At 52.6% G+C, this 17,206-nt stretch carries 12 protein-coding genes, 1 tRNA gene and 1 pseudogene; 4 read left to right on the top strand and 10 right to left on the bottom strand.

Going from position 1 to position 17,206, the window contains the following annotated elements:
* Positions 1-714 carry a hypothetical protein gene (locus PRZ02_RS06335; protein WP_449464991.1) on the top strand — a complete coding sequence of 238 codons (714 nt, stop codon included), beginning with the start codon at positions 1-3 and terminating at the stop codon, positions 712-714.
* Positions 701-1,264: a hypothetical protein gene (locus tag PRZ02_RS06330; RefSeq protein ID WP_449464990.1), complete on the top strand. Its 564-nt coding sequence runs from the start codon at positions 701-703 to the stop codon at positions 1,262-1,264. Before PRZ02_RS06335 ends, PRZ02_RS06330 begins: the two co-directional genes overlap by 14 nt.
* On the opposite strand, the gene PRZ02_RS06325 is transcribed toward PRZ02_RS06330, so the two are convergent.
* Positions 1,209-4,070 (bottom strand): DEAD/DEAH box helicase, encoded by a 2,862-nt coding sequence (locus tag PRZ02_RS06325; protein WP_449464989.1) that lies wholly within the window; start codon positions 4,068-4,070, stop codon positions 1,209-1,211. The genes PRZ02_RS06330 and PRZ02_RS06325 overlap by 56 nt on opposite strands.
* Positions 4,064-6,769: a DEAD/DEAH box helicase gene (locus PRZ02_RS06320; RefSeq protein ID WP_449464988.1), complete on the bottom strand. Its 2,706-nt coding sequence runs from the start codon at positions 6,767-6,769 to the stop codon at positions 4,064-4,066. The genes PRZ02_RS06325 and PRZ02_RS06320 overlap by 7 nt, the downstream gene beginning before the upstream one ends.
* Positions 6,770-6,966: 197 nt before the next feature.
* On the opposite strand from PRZ02_RS06320, the gene PRZ02_RS06315 reads away from it, so the two are divergent.
* Both PRZ02_RS06315 and PRZ02_RS06310 read left to right on the top strand, forming a co-directional pair.
* A complete protein-coding gene (locus PRZ02_RS06315; RefSeq protein ID WP_449464987.1) occupies positions 6,967-8,187 on the top strand; it encodes a Cdc6/Cdc18 family protein in 1,221 nt (406 codons plus the stop codon).
* Between the two features lie 29 nt (positions 8,188-8,216).
* Positions 8,217-8,287 (top strand) — tRNA-His (locus PRZ02_RS06310).
* On the opposite strand, the pseudogene PRZ02_RS06305 reads toward PRZ02_RS06310, so the two are convergent.
* From PRZ02_RS06305 to PRZ02_RS06270, 8 genes and pseudogenes are all read right to left on the bottom strand, one after another.
* Positions 8,287-9,243, bottom strand: a pseudogene (locus PRZ02_RS06305) (replication factor C small subunit); the annotation flags it as partial. The gene PRZ02_RS06310 and the pseudogene PRZ02_RS06305 sit on opposite strands and share 1 nt — an antisense overlap.
* On the bottom strand, positions 9,185-11,344 hold the full coding sequence (locus tag PRZ02_RS06300; RefSeq protein WP_449465035.1) for a minichromosome maintenance protein MCM: 2,160 nt from the start codon (positions 11,342-11,344) through the stop codon (positions 9,185-9,187). The gene PRZ02_RS06300 and the pseudogene PRZ02_RS06305, both read right to left, overlap by 59 nt.
* Entirely contained in the window at positions 11,304-11,873 is a 570-nt protein-coding gene (locus PRZ02_RS06295) for a hypothetical protein (RefSeq protein ID WP_449464986.1), read from the bottom strand. The genes PRZ02_RS06300 and PRZ02_RS06295 overlap by 41 nt, the downstream gene beginning before the upstream one ends.
* Before the next feature lie 51 nt (positions 11,874-11,924).
* Complete coding sequence (locus tag PRZ02_RS06290; RefSeq protein ID WP_449464985.1) at positions 11,925-12,914, bottom strand: oligopeptide/dipeptide ABC transporter ATP-binding protein; 990 nt, start codon at positions 12,912-12,914, stop codon at positions 11,925-11,927.
* Positions 12,901-13,875 (bottom strand): ABC transporter ATP-binding protein, encoded by a 975-nt coding sequence (locus PRZ02_RS06285; RefSeq protein ID WP_449464984.1) that lies wholly within the window; start codon positions 13,873-13,875, stop codon positions 12,901-12,903. The genes PRZ02_RS06290 and PRZ02_RS06285 overlap by 14 nt, the downstream gene beginning before the upstream one ends.
* Positions 13,872-14,828 carry an ABC transporter permease gene (locus tag PRZ02_RS06280; protein WP_449465034.1) on the bottom strand — a complete coding sequence of 319 codons (957 nt, stop codon included), beginning with the start codon at positions 14,826-14,828 and terminating at the stop codon, positions 13,872-13,874. The genes PRZ02_RS06285 and PRZ02_RS06280 overlap by 4 nt, the downstream gene beginning before the upstream one ends.
* Before the next feature lie 19 nt (positions 14,829-14,847).
* Positions 14,848-15,879, bottom strand: coding sequence for an ABC transporter permease (locus PRZ02_RS06275; RefSeq protein WP_449464983.1), 1,032 nt, complete (start codon positions 15,877-15,879; stop codon positions 14,848-14,850).
* A 15-nt stretch (positions 15,880-15,894) separates the two neighbouring features.
* On the bottom strand, positions 15,895-17,206 hold a 1,312-nt coding region (locus tag PRZ02_RS06270), incomplete at its 5' end, for an ABC transporter substrate-binding protein (protein ID WP_449464982.1).

Below are 17,206 nucleotides of genomic sequence, written 5' to 3'. Positions count from 1 at the left end.
TTGCCCACAACGACCATGAGAGATAGGGTTGTAGACGCTTTCAAGAGGGTAGAAGCCGGAGAGGCAAGCCCCTTCTCGTGGGACGTCAAAGCATCAGCTCAAGCGCTAAGGGAAGAGCTTGGGCCAACTCCAGATGACGAAGACCTCATAGAAGATGCCAAGGCCGTAGACGCGCTCTCAGGGATAGTTGGCGCGCAAGGAAGAGAGGTAGAGTTCATGGCTACCTCATCTGTTTTAAACCCTTTCATGCTCGAGAAGTCCGTTGATCGCTCAAATGTAGAGGCGCTAGCGAGGGCGCTATGGCAATCGATTTCACCATCAGTCGACATACTTCAGGTCACAATTGACGTACTTATCGCATCAAGCGCCTGGAGCCCAATCAGAAAGAGGATTAGCTGGTCCAAACGCTCCAACACGCCTCTATCTAAGGCTGAGGTCAAAAAAGGGGACGAATTTGGCCCAAGAATCGACGCTATAATCAACGAGCTCAAAGCTACAGCGAAAAATGGAGAAACAGACTACGTCAGCTTCATAAAGAAAGGTGATCCCGTTGAAAGGGCTTACCTGCTTTCATTTGCCATAACAGATGGGAGAGTACTTCTCAACATCGATCCCATATCTGGAAAAATAACTATCAAGCCATCGGAACGTCGTGCTAAGACGAACGCTTCGGTAGTGATCGCCTTGGAGGAGTTGCCAGTTGAGCGAAGATAAGGCAAAGCTCGAGGAAAAAATTAAGAGGGCATCTCAACTGCTGTTCCTAAGAAGGCATAGGAACCCGGGCATCGGAGAGTGGGAATTAAGGAGGGTTATCGGATCAGATTATAGGGCAGTGTTAAAGGCCCTTGACGAAAAACTGGACTCGCTGGGGCTCACAGTGAAGGAAGTAGAACATGAGGGAAAGCCTCGCTTCCTCGTAACAATCAAGGGAAATCCCCCTCTCGAGCTTGAGCCAAGCCTCGGATGGATGAGGATTGACTCGCTCGCGGGTTTGGCCATGGCTTTGGCTTTCCTAACGGCCCACGGGGGCAGAGCACCTCCTGCCGAAGTTGAATCCTTTCTTGAGAGCAAGTTTCCTAAACGTAGAGCCAGGTCCCTGTTAACGGGATTTCTAGAAGAGGGTTACCTGGAGCTGGGAAAGGGCGGAGCTTACGAGATTGGATGGAGAACCAAAGCAGAGATAGATTTAGCAGAGCTTGCTAGAAGGATTATCTCCTCTGCGCCAAGAACCGCCTCTTCAGAGAATCCCTCTCAGCCTCCATAACACCTCTAACGATCTCTTCCTCGGTTTGTGCTGAAGATAGGATCTTCTGTGCCTCGGCTGCGCCAACGCCTTTTCCTGCCAAAACCATCACCGCTTTCTTACCGTATTTTTCCACTAGGTCTGCACTTGCTCTCAATTCCGCGTAAACCCTGCGTTCGCCTGCACCCGTTATGGCCTTCCAGACGGCGTCCTCCCCGGCCTTGCTCACTCCGATCCTTTTTGAGCCGCAATAGGGGCAGGAGGGAAATTCGGGCAGATCAGCAACCGCTTTGGTCTCTACGTACTGACCACAAGAAGTGCACGCAAGGGTTACGGGCTCAAAGTTGAGCCTTTGGCGCACGCTTGCTTCCAGCAATCTCTTGAGCCTTTCCGGGGCAACCACGTCCTCCTTCCTCATCCCCTGCTCAAGAAAGTTGAGACCCTGCCGCGTGGGCTCGCTCACGATAACACCTACAACCTCCCTCTCGCCGTCTTTAACGCCTTTCAGGAAATCCAGCGCTCCGTCAACGCTGACGTCAAAGGTAAACACATCCCTCGTGGCCTGAACGTCCACGACGGTTCCCTTGAGCTGAGCAACTATCTCGTCCAAACCAACGGAGCTCAGGTCGGCGTCCTTCGCTATGGCCGCCATCTTTCTCCCAGCGTTAACCAGTCTCCTCTTATATAGGCCTGTAGACGCAAGCGCATCCTTTGCTAGGTCCATGAAAGGAGCTTTTTCAAGCCCAGCCAAGTCGCGTATTACGTCCTTGCACATTTTCAACGTTTCCTCAGGCTCCAACGCTCCTTCGGGCGCCCTTATGGCCCACCTGTAAGCGTCTTGTGCTACCTGGACAGTTAACCCAGTCCTCTTGGAGAACAGGTATGCAAACCCCCTCGCTAAGCAGCGATTCTCCAAAAGACCCGCGTGAGTATGAATCACCGCGTAGTCCTTCCAGACCTCCACGAGTACCCGCCTGTCGGTAGCAACTGGCAATCCCTGGGCGACCTGATCTACCACGTCCGAAACGGCCCTTATCAGGACATCCTTTTCGGCGTAGGGATAGATCCGCGACAGCTCATCGACTATCACCTCAAGCTTCTTACCGTTCTTGATCCCCTCTTCAACTGCCCTCCTGACGGACCCCACTTCCTGCGCTATCTCCTGGGGAACGGGTATTTCCTCGCCCTCCCAGCTTGGGATTGCCCCAAGGGGATCGCTTGCCTTCTTAACGTATACTTTATCGTTATAAACCTGCGTTATCTCCCAAACCGACCCCACCTCGACAAACTTCACGCCAGGCACGCCGTTCTCTCCTACAAATGCCTCGTCGAGGACGCCCACGGGCTCCTCCTTCCCCCCGCTTTCATCAACTACTAGATACTGCTTCTCCTCTGGTATCATGGAGAGGTTGTCAAAATAATAGGAGTAGAAAGCGCTTCTATTAGCCGGCTTAACCACGCTGTCATCCGAGCTTGAGTAATATGCCAAGCGTGGGCGCCTCGTGCTCATGTAGTCTACAACCGCCCTCAGATCCTCCTCTTTTAGGTCTTTGAAGGGATAACTCGCTCTCAGAAAGTCTAGCACGTCCTTAATCTTCCACTTCCTCCTCCATATGAGCAATCCGGCAAGCTGATGCATCAGGACGTCCAAAGGGGCGTCAAGCACCCTAACTGGCTCAAGTTCCCCATGCATGAGCCTTCTTGTTATGACGACCGCTTCAAGTGTATCGTCCTCATCCATTGTTACGACGTACCCACGAGATACCGCTCCGAGGGAGTGGCCTGCCCTCCCAACCCTTTGAACTAGCCTCGTAACCTGCCTCGGGCTGTTGTATTGTATGACTAGGTCAACCGAACCAACGTCAATTCCAAGCTCAAGCGATGATGTGCATATTATGCCACGAAGGCTTCCCTCCTTCATGGCTTTTTCCACGCCCAGCCTTGACGACCTTGCAAGAGAACCGTGGTGGACGCCTATTGGAAGCGCCTGATCCCACATGCGAAACCTGTTTGTGAGCGTTTCAGCAACCGACCTCGTGTTGGTAAATAGAAGGACCGTTGAAGCAGTTTCCATGATCTCTCTCATAAACCTAAGCCGTGCCGCTACGTCTGGAAGGGTAAAGAGTTTCGACGCGAGTTCCTCGTCTTCGGGGCCAGGTATGGGATAAGCCACTTTTATGTCGTATCTTTTATCGGTATCCGCCCTTATCACGCTTATTTGGCGAGAGCCGACTAAGTACTTACCAACCTCTTCAGGGGTACCAACTGTAGCGGAAAGCCCTATGACTTGGAAGTCCCCAACGGCCGCCCTAAGCCTCTCGAGCGCAACCGCCAGCTGAGCCCCGCGTTTCGAGGAAGCAAGCTCGTGGACCTCGTCAACCACAACCCACCTGAGGGATGCCATGGCCGCCATCAGAACCTTACCTGTGAGTATGGCCTGAAGGGTCTCGGGCGTGGTTATGAGGAGATCTGGGGGTTCTCTCTCTATACGCTTTCTGTCCGCCTGTGACGTGTCTCCATGCCTCACGGCGACCCTTATGTCAAGCCTCGCAGACCACCAGGATATCCTCTCCAGCATGTCCCTGTTGAGCGCCCTCAAAGGGGTTATGTAAAGCGCCTTGATCCCTTTCTTTCCTCTTCCCATGCCAACGATGCCCGAGAGGACAGGTATGAGAGCTGCCTCGGTCTTGCCGCTTCCAGTTGGGGCTATGAGCAAAACGTTCTCGCCAGCCAATATCTTAGGCATGGCAGCGAGCTGAGGGGGAGTAAACTGGCCAAACCTCTCCCTGAAAAGCTTTTCAACTAAAGGATGAAGCCCTTCTACCAATATGGCTTCGTCTCCAGGTACTTCTGCCTAGCGTCCATAAGGCTTTTCAAAAAGGTCTCCTCATCTGGTAACCTAGAGAGTATCCTTGAAGCCGTCTCAGGCCCTATCCCATACACCGATAACGCCCTAGCACCCCTAATCCCATATATAACGAGTATATCGGCTGCCCTCTTAAGTTCCGCAAAAGCCCTTGATTCATCTTCGCTGAGCTTTTCACCCCTCGCCCTCTTGGACGAGATCGCTGTGGCCATTTCAAGCCTCGTTGATCCAAAAACAGGTGCAAGAAACGGCGACCCGCAACTAGGGCACGTGGTTGGCCTGTACTCCCCTACCTTGCATTCCAACACCTTGCGTCCGCATCCAAGACATACCAATGCCATCTGAGTAGCGTCAAGAGACGCCTTGAACACGCTAATCGGAGTCCCCGCTGAGGGAAGCTCCGAAAGCGATATAGCGCGAACCGAAGCAGACGCCAACGGGCTAAGCGCCTCTCCTCTCTTAATGCTCACCCTAACGGTACCCCTTCTGATAGCCCTCATTAACTGCTTGAAATCCGATACAGAAATCCTCGTTTCCAACCCTTCCCTCAAGGCTTCATCATATATTGGCGTTCCTGCGTAGATCGCAGGAAACATCGACACCTGATTTTCGCGAGGGGTTCTCTTCTCAAGCGCTCCAAACCTTTCAGCGATGAACTTCATCTGATACGCAAAGGGAAACCTCACCTTAAAGTAACTCATGAGCACGCGCTCGCCTTCATCTTCGCCAGCTTTCAGCGCCTCAGCCGCGTCCTCCATCAGTTCTTCTCCTTGGACAGCCAGCTCTAAGACCACCCTGTAGGCATTAGACCACCAATATCTAACGTACTTCCCCAGTACCGACTCCAAGTAAAAACCCAGAGCCCTCGCACCCATGTCCCCAAGCGGGTAATGAACTATCAGATAATTTTGCCATGCCTCCAAAACCAGGACGAAGAAATCTGGTAGTTCCATTCCCATAGAACTCATTGCCTCGTTTTCCTCGTTAAGGGAGCGGCGCAACGACTCAGGAACTCCAGAGCTCGCGCTAATCTCCTTCCTGAGCCTCAGCGCCTCCGCTGCCACCTCCTTTGACACAGGTGCCATCTCCCCATCCCATCCGGGAACTGCCGCCTGACCCGACGATGGCTCAACCATTATCCGGTCATCATCGTTGAGCGGCCCTCTCAATATCCTCCAAGCTCTTCCCTTCAGTATTATATCCATGCCAACGTACATGCGCGTCACAACAAACTCCATCCCAACGGAAGCTATCCTCTTTCCAGTCGACACGTCAATGACCGAATAGAGTTTCTCGTCATTTATCATGGAAAGGTTCTTCAGGTAGTTTATCCTACCCCTTCCAGTTACGGTGTAAGCCTTCTCGTCAAGCCTTACCAGCCTCATCTTTTCCATGAACTTCAGCAGCTCTTCGAACCTGTCGTGTGGCAGTTCCCTAAAAGGACCCGTGCGAAGAAGAAGGCCAAACGCGTAGTCCTTTTCTGACGTTCCTCCGCGATCAAGCGCTATGCCGAGCAACTGGTGAGCAGCGACATCCAGCGGCCCCCGAGGCAAAACAGGAGGTTCCAAATAGCCCTTCGACATAAGCGATATACAAGAAAGCGACTCAAGCGCGTCTTCAACAGAAACCGCGATGATCTCCCCCTTCGAGGCCGTCCCAAGCCTGTGTCCACCCCTTCCCATGCGCTGAATCAGATCGATAACACGCCTTGGAGACATGTACTGAATCACGTAGTCAACTTCTCCCACGTCTATCCCAAGCTCAAGCGTTGATGTGGCAACAACAGCCCTAAGCGAACCACTCTTGAACGCCCTCTCGGTATCTTCCCTCTCTATACGCGAAAGCGAGCCATGGTGCACGGCAAGACCTACGACATCACTAAGCCCGTACCCGAGCTCCTCCGCAATCGTCCTACTATTTACAAACACGATAACTCTATGATCCTTTACCGCCTCGCGTATCCTCTTCATGCGCTTGCTTGCTGCCTCAAGCCCGTCGTAATACGTAACGCGATAATCCCTCTCGCGATCGTAAGCCCATGTTATCACATCAATATTCCTTGAAAAAACGTACTTACCAACCTCTTCAGGGGTACCAACTGTAGCGGAAAGCCCTATGACTTGGAAGTCCCCAACGGCCGCCCTAAGCCTCTCGAGCGCAACCGCCAGCTGAGCCCCGCGTTTCGAGGAAGCAAGCTCGTGGACCTCGTCAACCACAACCCACCTGAGGGATGCCATGGCCGCCATCAGAACCTTACCTGTGAGTATGGCCTGAAGGGTCTCGGGCGTGGTTATGAGGAGATCTGGGGGTTCTCTCTCTATACGCTTTCTGTCCGCCTGTGACGTGTCTCCATGCCTCACGGCGACCCTTATGTCAAGCCTCGCAGACCACCAGGATATCCTCTCCAGCATGTCCCTGTTGAGCGCCCTCAAAGGGGTTATGTAAAGCGCCTTGATCCCTTTCTTTCCTCTTCCCATGCCAACGATGCCCGAGAGGACAGGTATGAGAGCTGCCTCGGTCTTGCCGCTTCCAGTTGGGGCTATGAGCAAAACGTTCTCGCCAGCCAATATCTTAGGCATGGCAGCGAGCTGAGGGGGAGTAAACTGGCCAAACCTCTCCCTGAAAAGCTTTTCAACTAAAGGATGAAGCCCTTCTACCACAAGAGATGATCTTCCACAGCTATATGGATTTCTAGCATACTTTCACCATAGGCTCCGAAAACTTATTAAACGCGCGGTCGTCCCCTCCGGAAATACCACCATTGCGGATGGAGCTGCAACTTTCAGGTCTATCTCCATGAGAGCAACGGTTATACTTTCGGGGGATAAAATTTAATGGCGAAGCAGCAGGTTAGTCTGTGGCCTCCCAAACTTCCTCTGATGAAGGTGTCCATGTCGAAGAATACGCCGGCACGCAAGTCGGCGGTAACATACTGATAAGGCCGGAGGTATTCGATCAGTCATATGTACCTCTCAGGCTGCTGGGAAGGGAGGATTACCTTGGTCGGCTTGTAAAGACGTGGAAGTCGAGAGAGGAGGACGACTACCAGCGCTCTTTCAGGCTGCTTCTCACGGGCTCGGCCGGCGTTGGAAAGACCGCGCTATCGGTCCTCTTCAGCAGGCACCTGAACGTAAGGTCAAAAGTGGAGGGAAACAGACGCGTTATAACCGCCAACATCGACCTAGCAAACGATAGGAGCCCGTATTCCATAATAAAAGACATTTACGGGCAGGTGATTGTGTTCGGTGGTAACCGGCTCGCCTCAAGAAGGAACATGCAGGCCGAGCTCATAAGGTACCTAGCAGAAACCAACTCGCAAGTCCTGATCCACGTGGAACACGGCGAGGCCTTTTTCAGCGCACCGCTGGCCAAATCGCGTGACTTCAACGATCTAATAGAGGACATCTTTGGTCCCTCGGATGGTCCTGGGGCGAGCTTCAACATGATAATCAATAGTAGGGCCCCTCTTCTGAAGGACGCAGACTACATGATGTCGCTCCAGCTTCCACCTTACACTCGCGAGGAAACCGTCAAAATACTCGCGCATAGGTGCGAGCAGGGAGTGAGGCCGGGATCATATGACGATGCCATTCTCGACAAAGTCGCTGAGTACGGGGCTGGAAACTTGAAAAAAGCCATAACGCTGCTTGGAGAGATATTCAGACAAGCCGAAAGGGCCAGGATCGAAAGGGTCGACCTTGGCTTTGCGGAAAACGTGATATCAACCGCAAACGTGGCCTATCACAACACGCTGAACAACATATCCAAGCACGAAAAGCTGTTCCTCTTGGCCGTTGCTAAGGCCATAAAAGTCAGGGGAGAGAAGATCACTTCCACAAGCGAGGCCGAAAACATGTACAAGATTCTATGCAACCGCTACAACGAGATACCAAAACGCCACACGACCGTGTGGGGAACGATGAACTCCTTGGCTTCCATAGGCCTCATAAACAAGGCAAAGAGCGGGAAGGGAAGGCGCGGAAAGACCACCATAATCTCGCTTAAGGATCTTGATCCAGATGAAATAATAGGGGAGATAGAAAAGCTGTTACTCCCCGGTAATCAGCGGAACCGATAAACTTTTTTCCCTGAAACAAGGTTATAGTGGCCGCGGTGGTGTAAGGGCAACACGTCGGCCTGTGGAGCCGACTTTCTGGGTTCGAGTCCCAGTCGCGGCCCTTTTCTTCCAGGCAAGGCCACTCACCTTCGCGAGGAAGGCGTCCATTTGTATCTGATCATCTCCGCCTTCTATTATCCTGAACTCGGCATCACCTAGCGCTTCGAGTATTTGGGCCTTTAGCTCCTCTCCAAGCTGCATCCTTATCAACGAATCGTGTATTTGCCTGGCCGCGTCCACTCCAGATAGGCCTTGGGAAGCCATCCAATCTCTGAGCCTCGACCTCGCCTTTAAGAACTCACCAGCTATGGCCAGCTTAAGCGCGTCCGACGCACCTCCAGATTCAAGCGCCCCTACGACTTGCCTAACTTGCTCAACACCTATTTTCTTTGAAACCGCAGCCGCCTGAAGGATGTTTATTCCCTTCCTCATATCGCCTTCTGCAAAATCATATATGAGCTTAGCAGCCTCCTGATCGAGTTCCCTTCCCTCCTTCTTTGCTATATCTGCAAGCCGCGCCTCAAAGGCGCTCTCGGGAATCGAACCGAACCTGAATATTGCGCAGCGGGACTGTATAGGCTCGATTATCTTGCTCGAGTAATTGCCGATGAGTATGAACCTACAAGACACGGAGTATAACTCCATGGTGCGCCTCAGCGCCTCCTGGGCATCGGTGGTCATGTTATCTGCCTCATCAAGTATCATGACCTTGAACGGGATCTCCCCGAGTGAAACCGAGCGAGCGAACTCCTTGACGCGGTCTTGTATAACCTTTATTCCCCTTTCATCGCTCGCGTTCATTTCCAGAGTATTCTCGCGAACGGAATCGCCGAAAAGCTCGTTTATTAGGCAAAGCGCTGCCGTAGTCTTTCCTGTGCCGGGAGGACCCACAAAAAGGCAGTGCGGCATGTTTTTTTCCTTCACGAACATCTGAAGGCGCCTTACTACCTCTTCCTGATCAACCATATCGGCGAGCTTTCTTGGCCTGTACTTCTCTACCCAGAGACCTTCGCTCATACTTCTTTCTCCTCCCTACGTAATTAACCTTTCCAGGACTCGGCTCAAAGATCTCGCCATCCCTTAGGAAAGACCTGTAAAGCCTCTCGAACTCGGCCTCTCCCATTCCCTTTTCGGCCAATTCCTCCTTGAATTTCTCAAGCTCAACGTCCTCGCCCTTGCTTTCGTCAAGCATTTCCTCAAGAGTCTTCAAGAACAGGGATGCCCTGTTCTGCTGGGTGTGCGTCATGCCAGTGGTCACCGGGCCTATATCCGGCATGCCGGTTTCGGGATCGATACCGACCTGGCTCAGGTACATCTTGGTCAGGTTTATGGCTTCCTGGGCATCCTCAACGGTGGCCATGTCCCTAAGCCTGAGCCTGGCTTCGGCTTTCGTAAGCCTTATCAGCCCTTCCAACTGCCTCGGAGTTATGGCCACAGGAGAATCTGATGAGACACTTCTCTCCCTCATCTTAAGGAAGAACTCCTGCAGCGCGTTCGCAGCTTCCTCGCTTAAGGTAGGGGCCACGTACCTTCTCGCGTAGCTTATGTATTTCCTCAGAAGCTGAGGTGGTATGGCTGGTTTTTGCTCGGTCACCATGTGCACCTTGAGTATGTGATCTGAGAGCATCTTATCCGTGAGCGAGTCAGGCTTGTCCTTGATTATATATATAAGGTCGAAACGCGAGAGGATCGTAACCGGCAAGTTCACGTTATCCCCTACCGTCCTGTCATCCATGTAGCGCCCAAGCTTGGGGTTTGCTGCAGCTATCACCGAGGCCCTCGTGTTCAAAGAGGCCACTATGCCCGCCTTGGCTATGGAAGTGACCTGCTGCTCCATGGCTTGGTGTATGGCCACCCTGTCGTTTTCGTCCATCTTGTCAACCTCATCCAGGCAAGCTATCCCACCGTCAGCGAGGACCATGGCCCCAGCTTCAAGCATGAATTCGCCCTTTTGGTCCTTGACCACGGCCGCGGTTAATCCAGCAGCGCTACTTCCCTTTCCTGAAGTGTATATACCCCTTGGGGCGAGCTTTGCGGCAAACTGAAGAAGCTGGCTCTTTCCCACACCCGGATCGCCTATCAGCAATATGTGGATATCTCCCCTTATTCTAGTACCATCGGGAGCGTAAACGGGCTGAGAACCAAACATTGAGAGAGCTATGGCCTCCTTAACGTAGCCTAAGCCGTATATCTGAGGGGCAATAGAAGATAATATCCTCTCCTTTACGTCGGGAAGTGCCGCCAGCTCTTTTATGCGCTTTACGTCCTCATCGGTTATCTGGACTTCCTCAAAACCCTTATCTACAACTTCTATGTAATTGGCCACAAAGTAAGTGTCCAATATGCGATCTTGCGGATCCGTGGGGCTTGGCTCTCCCTCCAGCACGCCAACTATGTCAACTCTGTCCCCAGGTCTAGCCACGTCAACCACGTCATCGAAGAGCTCCACGTCCACGTACGTGGGCAACTGGCCTGGTGGGACCTCCTCTTGTTCTTCTTGAACCCTTATCCTCTGCCTGTCAACCAGAACGCTCTCCTTCAGAAGGAACCTGAAGCGCGTTATGCCTGTCTGATGGCTAGGGCATGAGGGGTTGGGGCAAACAGCCGGTGGCCTCATGCGCCTTCCCTCCGTTATTTCAACGGTGGTCCCGCAGCTCATGCACTGATAAACGGCCTTCTGAACGTATGGAGAAACCCTTGACGCTCTTACGACCACGCCCTTAAACTCAACGAGCTTCCCAAGCACGTCACTTCTGAGGCGCCGCATGGGTGTCTTTTCAGGTAGGTCTCTGAACCTGACTTTGAGCGTTCTTAATGCGCTCGCGTAATCAGGGCTTTCGACTGCCAGCAAATTCGTCGCAGCCGCATCAATCTCCTCACCGTGAGCATCGTACTCTGAAGTTATGACGGATGCCAACGAGCGATCAAAGGCCACCAGATCCTTGAACTCGACCACAAGGCTCTTCGACTTATTGGCGACAACGCCCCTCACAAGATCCCTGTACTTTTCCACGTTTTTCTGCGGGTCCTTTGGATCAGGCTCAGAAAATTCCCTCAAGAAGTTTCCAAATGCCTCCTCAACGTCGATTTGCTGTTGCTTCTCGGCCGACTTTGCCACCTCCTTCAACGGGAGAAATCCCCGAGAGAACCAAAACCAGGAATTCCTGCCAACCATCAACGCATCTTTTCAAGTCATCGTAGAACTTGCGCTCCTCGGCCGTCATAGAGTCGTAAAACTCGGCATCATCTCTTCCCGTGACAGCCGCTTCCATGATCTTCCGCTTGCGAACCGACAGGAGCTCGCTTATGGATGCCCTTAGCTCCTTTTCGCCCCCTCTAGTCATGCTATCTGAAGCCCTCGAGTAGAAAAGTGGATCTATCTTTTTCAGATTCCTGGCATCGTTTTCTTCCTTCCATGCGCTGAGCGCCACTTCTTTGGGCGACAGCGCCTCCTCATGAACCTCCAGAAACTCGGCAAGTTCACGAGCCGCCCATCTCTTTATGGTAGTCTTCTTCCCTTCTTCCAGCGTGATAGATTGGCCGCTGGAAAGGCTGAACGTGCCGCTTTTCTTGGGCGTAACTTCCACATCCTCCATCAGGTATTGCGCCCAGCTGAGGGAAGAAACCCCCATGTACCTGTTTTCCATATCAAAGGAAAAAAGCGCAGCGGCATAAAAGGGATTTCGCGAAAGGAAAAGTCACTTATCGTAAAGATGGCACGCAACTCTGTGCCCTTGCACGTCTACTAGTGGCGGCTCCTGTTGCCTGCACTTCTCGGTCGCGAAGGGGCAACGCGGGTTAAACCTACACCCAGAAGGAGGATTGAGCAGGCTTGGTGCTTCCCCGCTCATGGGTTCTAACCTGGCTCCGGGCTCTAGGTGCGGCACCGACTTAAGCAGAAGCTTCGTGTATGGATGGAGCGGATTCTCGAACACCTCTTCCGTCTTACCCGTCTCGACGATCTTTCCTGCGTACATAACGTATATGTAGTCTGAGATGTAACGTGCAACCATCATGTTGTGAGTTATGAACAGGTAAGTGTACCCAAACTCCTCTCTAAGGTCAACCAATAGGTTTAGGACTTGGGACTGAACGCTTGCATCGAGCGCTGACGTGGGCTCGTCAAGCACTATGAACTCGGGATCCGCGGCCATGGCACGGGCCACCGCAACCCTTTGCCTTTGGCCTCCGGAGAGGTCTCTCGCCTTTCTGTAGTATATGTCATCGTAGTTAAGGCCCACTGCCGATAGCACCTCCTTGACCCGCTTCTCCTTTTCTTCCGATTTTATTTTCACCAACGGTTCTTCGACGATCTCCTTTATCGACATCCTAGGATCTAGGCTTTCATATGGGTTTTGAAATACGATCTGAACTCTCTTGCGTATCTGGGATAACGTTTGTTTACTCAAGACTAGATCGCCATAGTAAACGGTACCTGAGGTAGGGGTTTCCAGCGTAGCCAGCATTCTACCTATGGTCGTTTTGCCGGATCCGCTCTCCCCTACAAGGGCTGTCGTGAGCCCCTTTCTTAGCAGCATGTCCACATGATCTACGGCCCTCACGTATCTCTCTTTCTTCCCGGTTAGCCTTTCCAGCAGACCTACCTTCTCCGCCGGGAAGTACTTAGTAAGGTCCACAGCGCGTACCATGTACTCCTCAGTTGCCTCTTCTTTCTCAACGCTTGTCATACAGGAAACACCTCACATTTCTATCTTCCACCCGATAAACTTGCGGTTCTTCTTTATAGCACCTGTCAAAGGCATACGGGCACCTGTCGGAAAACCTGCATCCAGACGGCAGGTCGAAGAACGATGGGGGCAGGCCTTTTAGCGAGTAAAGCTTGCCTTCCTTGTAGTTTCCAGATGGGAAGCTCTTAAGTAATCCTTGAGTGTAAGGATGCAATGGCTTCCTTATGGCGTCCGCCATGCTGCCCTGCTCCATTATCCTTCCGGCATAAAGTATGATAACGTTATCGGAAACCGCGGTGGCAACGGCCAAATCATGCGTTATGAAGAGCAGCGTCATCCCATAGCTCTCCTGCAACTCCCTGAGCAACGAGATGACTTGGGCCTGTATGCTTACGTCAAGAGCGGAAGTTGGCTCATCGGCTATTATTACCTTGGGCTCCAGAAGCAGACCCATAGCTATGACAACCCTTTGGATCTGCCCTCCAGATAGCTGATATGGGTACTTGCTCATCACGAGATCGGGATCCGGGAGTTTCACGTCGCTGAGCCTCTTTAGGGCTTCCTTTCTAGCGGTTGCGTAGTCGAAGCCCTCTCCCCTTCTTTCGTATCTGACCTGTAAGGCCTCAAGCAACTGATCGCCAACCCTCTTCACCGGGTTAAGGCTGCTGAACGGGTCTTGCATTATCATGAAAACTCCAGTACCCCTGACCTCCCTCATTTTCTTCGCTGGCAATTTCATGAGGTCGTCTCCGTAGTACTTGATGCTTCCCTCCACTACCGCGGTAGGAGGCAGGAGCCGCGTGATGGCGAAGCCGAGCGTAGATTTACCCGAACCGCTCTCGCCCACTATGCCCGTCGTCTTCGACTCAGGAAAGTCGGCATCCAGAGAATCAAGCACCTTGACTTTTCCCAGTGGCGTTCTATAGTAAACGGATAGGTCCCTTATCTCGAGAGCGTTCAATCCACAACCCTCCCTGATATCACGTCCTGGAAGCTGTCTCCGAAGAGTATGAAGCCTATCACCACAAGAAGTATCGTGAGGCTAGGGAAGAACGTGTACCACCATGCCCTAGGGAAGAAGCTAAGACCATTGGATGCCATCGATCCCCATTCGGGATAGGGAGGCTGAACACCTATTCCCAAGAACGCAAGGGTCGAGTAAGTGAGTATAACGGTACCGAAGTCGAGGGCCATGTAAGCTATTATTGGGTCTACTGCGTTCATGAAGATGTGCTTGAACAACACTTTGAACTCGCTGACCCCAAACAGCCTGGAAATCTCCACGAATCCCCTGTACTTCAGCGTCAACGTCTGCCCCCTGAACAGCCTAGCGTAAACGGGCCACCATATTATGGTAAGCGAGATAAGCACCGAGTTAAAGCCCGGGCCTATGAGTATGCTAAGCGCTATGGCCAGTATGAGCCCAGGGATGGCAAGGAACGCGTCGGTAAGCCTCATGAGTATCTCGTCTATCCACCCGCCGTAGTAGCCAGCCGCAATTCCGAGCAATCCTCCCACTATCACCGCTGAGACCACTACCAGGAAGGCGGCCATGGCGTCCTTTGGAGCCGCATACATAAGCCTCGAAAGTATATCCTGTCCCTCAAAGTTCGTGCCGAGTGGGTAACTGAGCGATGGAGGCAAGAGGCTCGTCGCTATATTTGGAGAGGCTATGGGATCGTGAGGAAGCAGCACCCAGCCCAGTGAAGGCTTCCTCAGGTAATCCCCTATGAGCTGAAGGGAACCCTCTATTACGGACCAGACCACGAACACCGTTATTATCGTCATCCCCACAATTGCTTCCTTCTTGTGCCTAAGGTAGTAAAACGTCGAGAGGTTCTGCGAACTCCTGTTAGTTGAAGCCTGCGCATCAACGTCGCCCCTGAAGCCAAGCGCCTTCTTTATTATGTCCATTGTCTTCAATCTCGTCACCTCATTCCAGCTTTACCCTCGGGTCGACCACGGCATAAAGGAGGTCGGCCGCGAAGTTCGCTATTATCACCGATATGCCCACTATTATGGTGGTAGCTATTATCGCCACGTAGTCCATGCTCGTGACGGACTGGTAAAGGAAGAAGCCCATGCCCTTGTACAGGAAAACGTCCTCTATGACCACAGCTCCAGAGACCGCGAAGCCGAACTGAATGGCTGTCAGCGTCACTATGGGTATGAGTGCGTTCCTGAAAACGGTTCCGAAGAGCACCTTCCCGTTGCTTAGGCCCTTCATGTACGCAAGTTTCACGTAGTCCTTGTCGAAAACCTCCACCGCACTACTCCTCATGATCCTAGTCGTTAGGCCGAAGCCCGCTATGGCTATGGCAAGCACCGGAAGAACCATGTGGGTAAGCAGCGAGTCAAAGTAAGTCCAATCGCCCTCGATGGCGGCATCAATGAGTGGATATCCGGTTATGGGCTTTGGAGGTACTAGAACGGGGTTCGCCATGTTCAGCGCCGGAAGGACCTTCAGGTCGTAGGCGAAAGCGAACTGCATTAAGGTGGCTAGGAGGAAAACGGGGGCAGCCCACGCTACGAGGTAAAGCACCTTTATTATCCAGTCCGGCACCTGTCCCCTGTACATGGCCGCAAAACCACCCGCAAACACTCCTATGACCACCTGTAGCGCGATCGCTATGAGAACAAATTCCAAAGTAATTGGTATGAACTTATCGAGCAGCTGCATCTCAGGAACCTTGTATAGGCTATCAAGTCCAAAGTTACCGGTGAACACGTCGATCACGTACTTGAAGAATTGAACGTAAAGCGGCTCATTCAGCCCGTACCTTTCGATGACGGAGTTGAGCTCAGCCGTTGTGTAGTGCTGACTTCCTATGTAAACCTTGGCCATCGCCTGCGGCGTGGGAAGGATTACGTGTATTATGACGAACACGAGAAGCACAAGGAGCACCAAGGTAACCAAGGCATTGATGATTCTTCTAATGAGGAAAAAAATGAAGTTAGACTGCATGCGTTTCATTACCTCCTACGATGTTGTCACGTTGTATGTTATGGTGTAGTTAGAGTAGTACATGGTGTTGTACCTATACCCAACGAACGGGTTGTATACAACACCGTGTAGGTACGGCTGCTGGAACCAGTAAGTGTATCCCTCTGGGAGCCAGACGTATGGCGCCTGGTTGTAGATTATGCTGTAGGCTTGGGCCACCCCCTGCTGCTGCTCAGCCTTGTTGGTTTCCCACGGCAGGGTGTTGTAAAGCGTGTTGAGCTGGGTGTTGTTCATCCAAGCGAGGTTTCCGGCCAAGCCGCCGTACTCTGGGCTGGTCTGAACGATGAGCTGCTGATACACGGAGTCAGGCCAGTCTGGGAACCATCCGAGCATGACCAGCGCTGGGGTCCCGCTTGCCGTAGTCCAGGTATCGGTTACGGACGCCTCCACCGGATACAGCGAGACGCTCAGGCCTATCTGAGATAGGTCCTTCTGTATTATCTCGAACTCCGTCTCCTCGGTGGGGGTTACCGGCGTCAGCGTGTATATGGTGAGCGGCTGAAGTGCCTTGCCGTTAGAGTTACCAAGGGTCGAGCCGTTTGGCAAGGTCACGTAGAAGTCGCCCTGCTGTCCGGCCTCGTTTAGGTACTGCTCAGCCAGCGTGACGTTATAGGAATACGGCTTGTAGTTTTCTGGATCGTAGAACGGCATGCCAGGCGATATGGGGCCAACGTACATTGCACCGTACGCAGTTCCATTGAATGTCAATATGGTATTGATTATGTCGGTATAGTTCACGGCGTGGACGAGGGCAAGCCTGAAGTCCGTTATGTTAGTCGGGAACACCTGGTTGTTAAGCGCTATGTATCCAACTCCCGGCGTCAGCCCCTTGTTGTTTATTATGGCGCTGAACGGCACCTCGTGCGCGTACTGGTAACCGTCATATATGTCGCCGAAGTAGGGAATGGAGACGTAGCTGAGCTGGGCCTGATTCGTGTCGAACTCTTCCAGCCTATCGGAGTGAGAGGCACCGTACTCTATGATCACGTTCTCGATCTTAGCCGGAGCTATGACTGATGGTACGTTTGAGGCCTTGGCTGCCCAGTAGTTGGGGTTTGCCTTGAGGGTTATGCTTGACATCTCTGAGCCAACCGAGGATATGACGTATGGGCCGCTGCCTATGGCCCCGTTGGTGTTGATGTAGGAGTTGGGCTGGTTGGCCTGAACTCCTCCGTGGGCATCAACGAAGGCGGGATCGATGAGATCACCCCATCCTCCCGCAGCTATGTCGCTCGCGAACCAAGCGTACGGGTGAATTAGGTTGAACTCGATGGCCGAGTCGTTGAGC

It is taken from the genome of Tardisphaera saccharovorans (genome assembly GCF_046635845.1).
GTDB lineage: Archaea > Thermoproteota > Thermoprotei_A > Marsarchaeales > UBA168 > UBA168.
The sequence above is the reverse complement of the archived record's forward strand: the minus strand, read 5'-3'. Positions and strand labels throughout refer to the sequence as shown.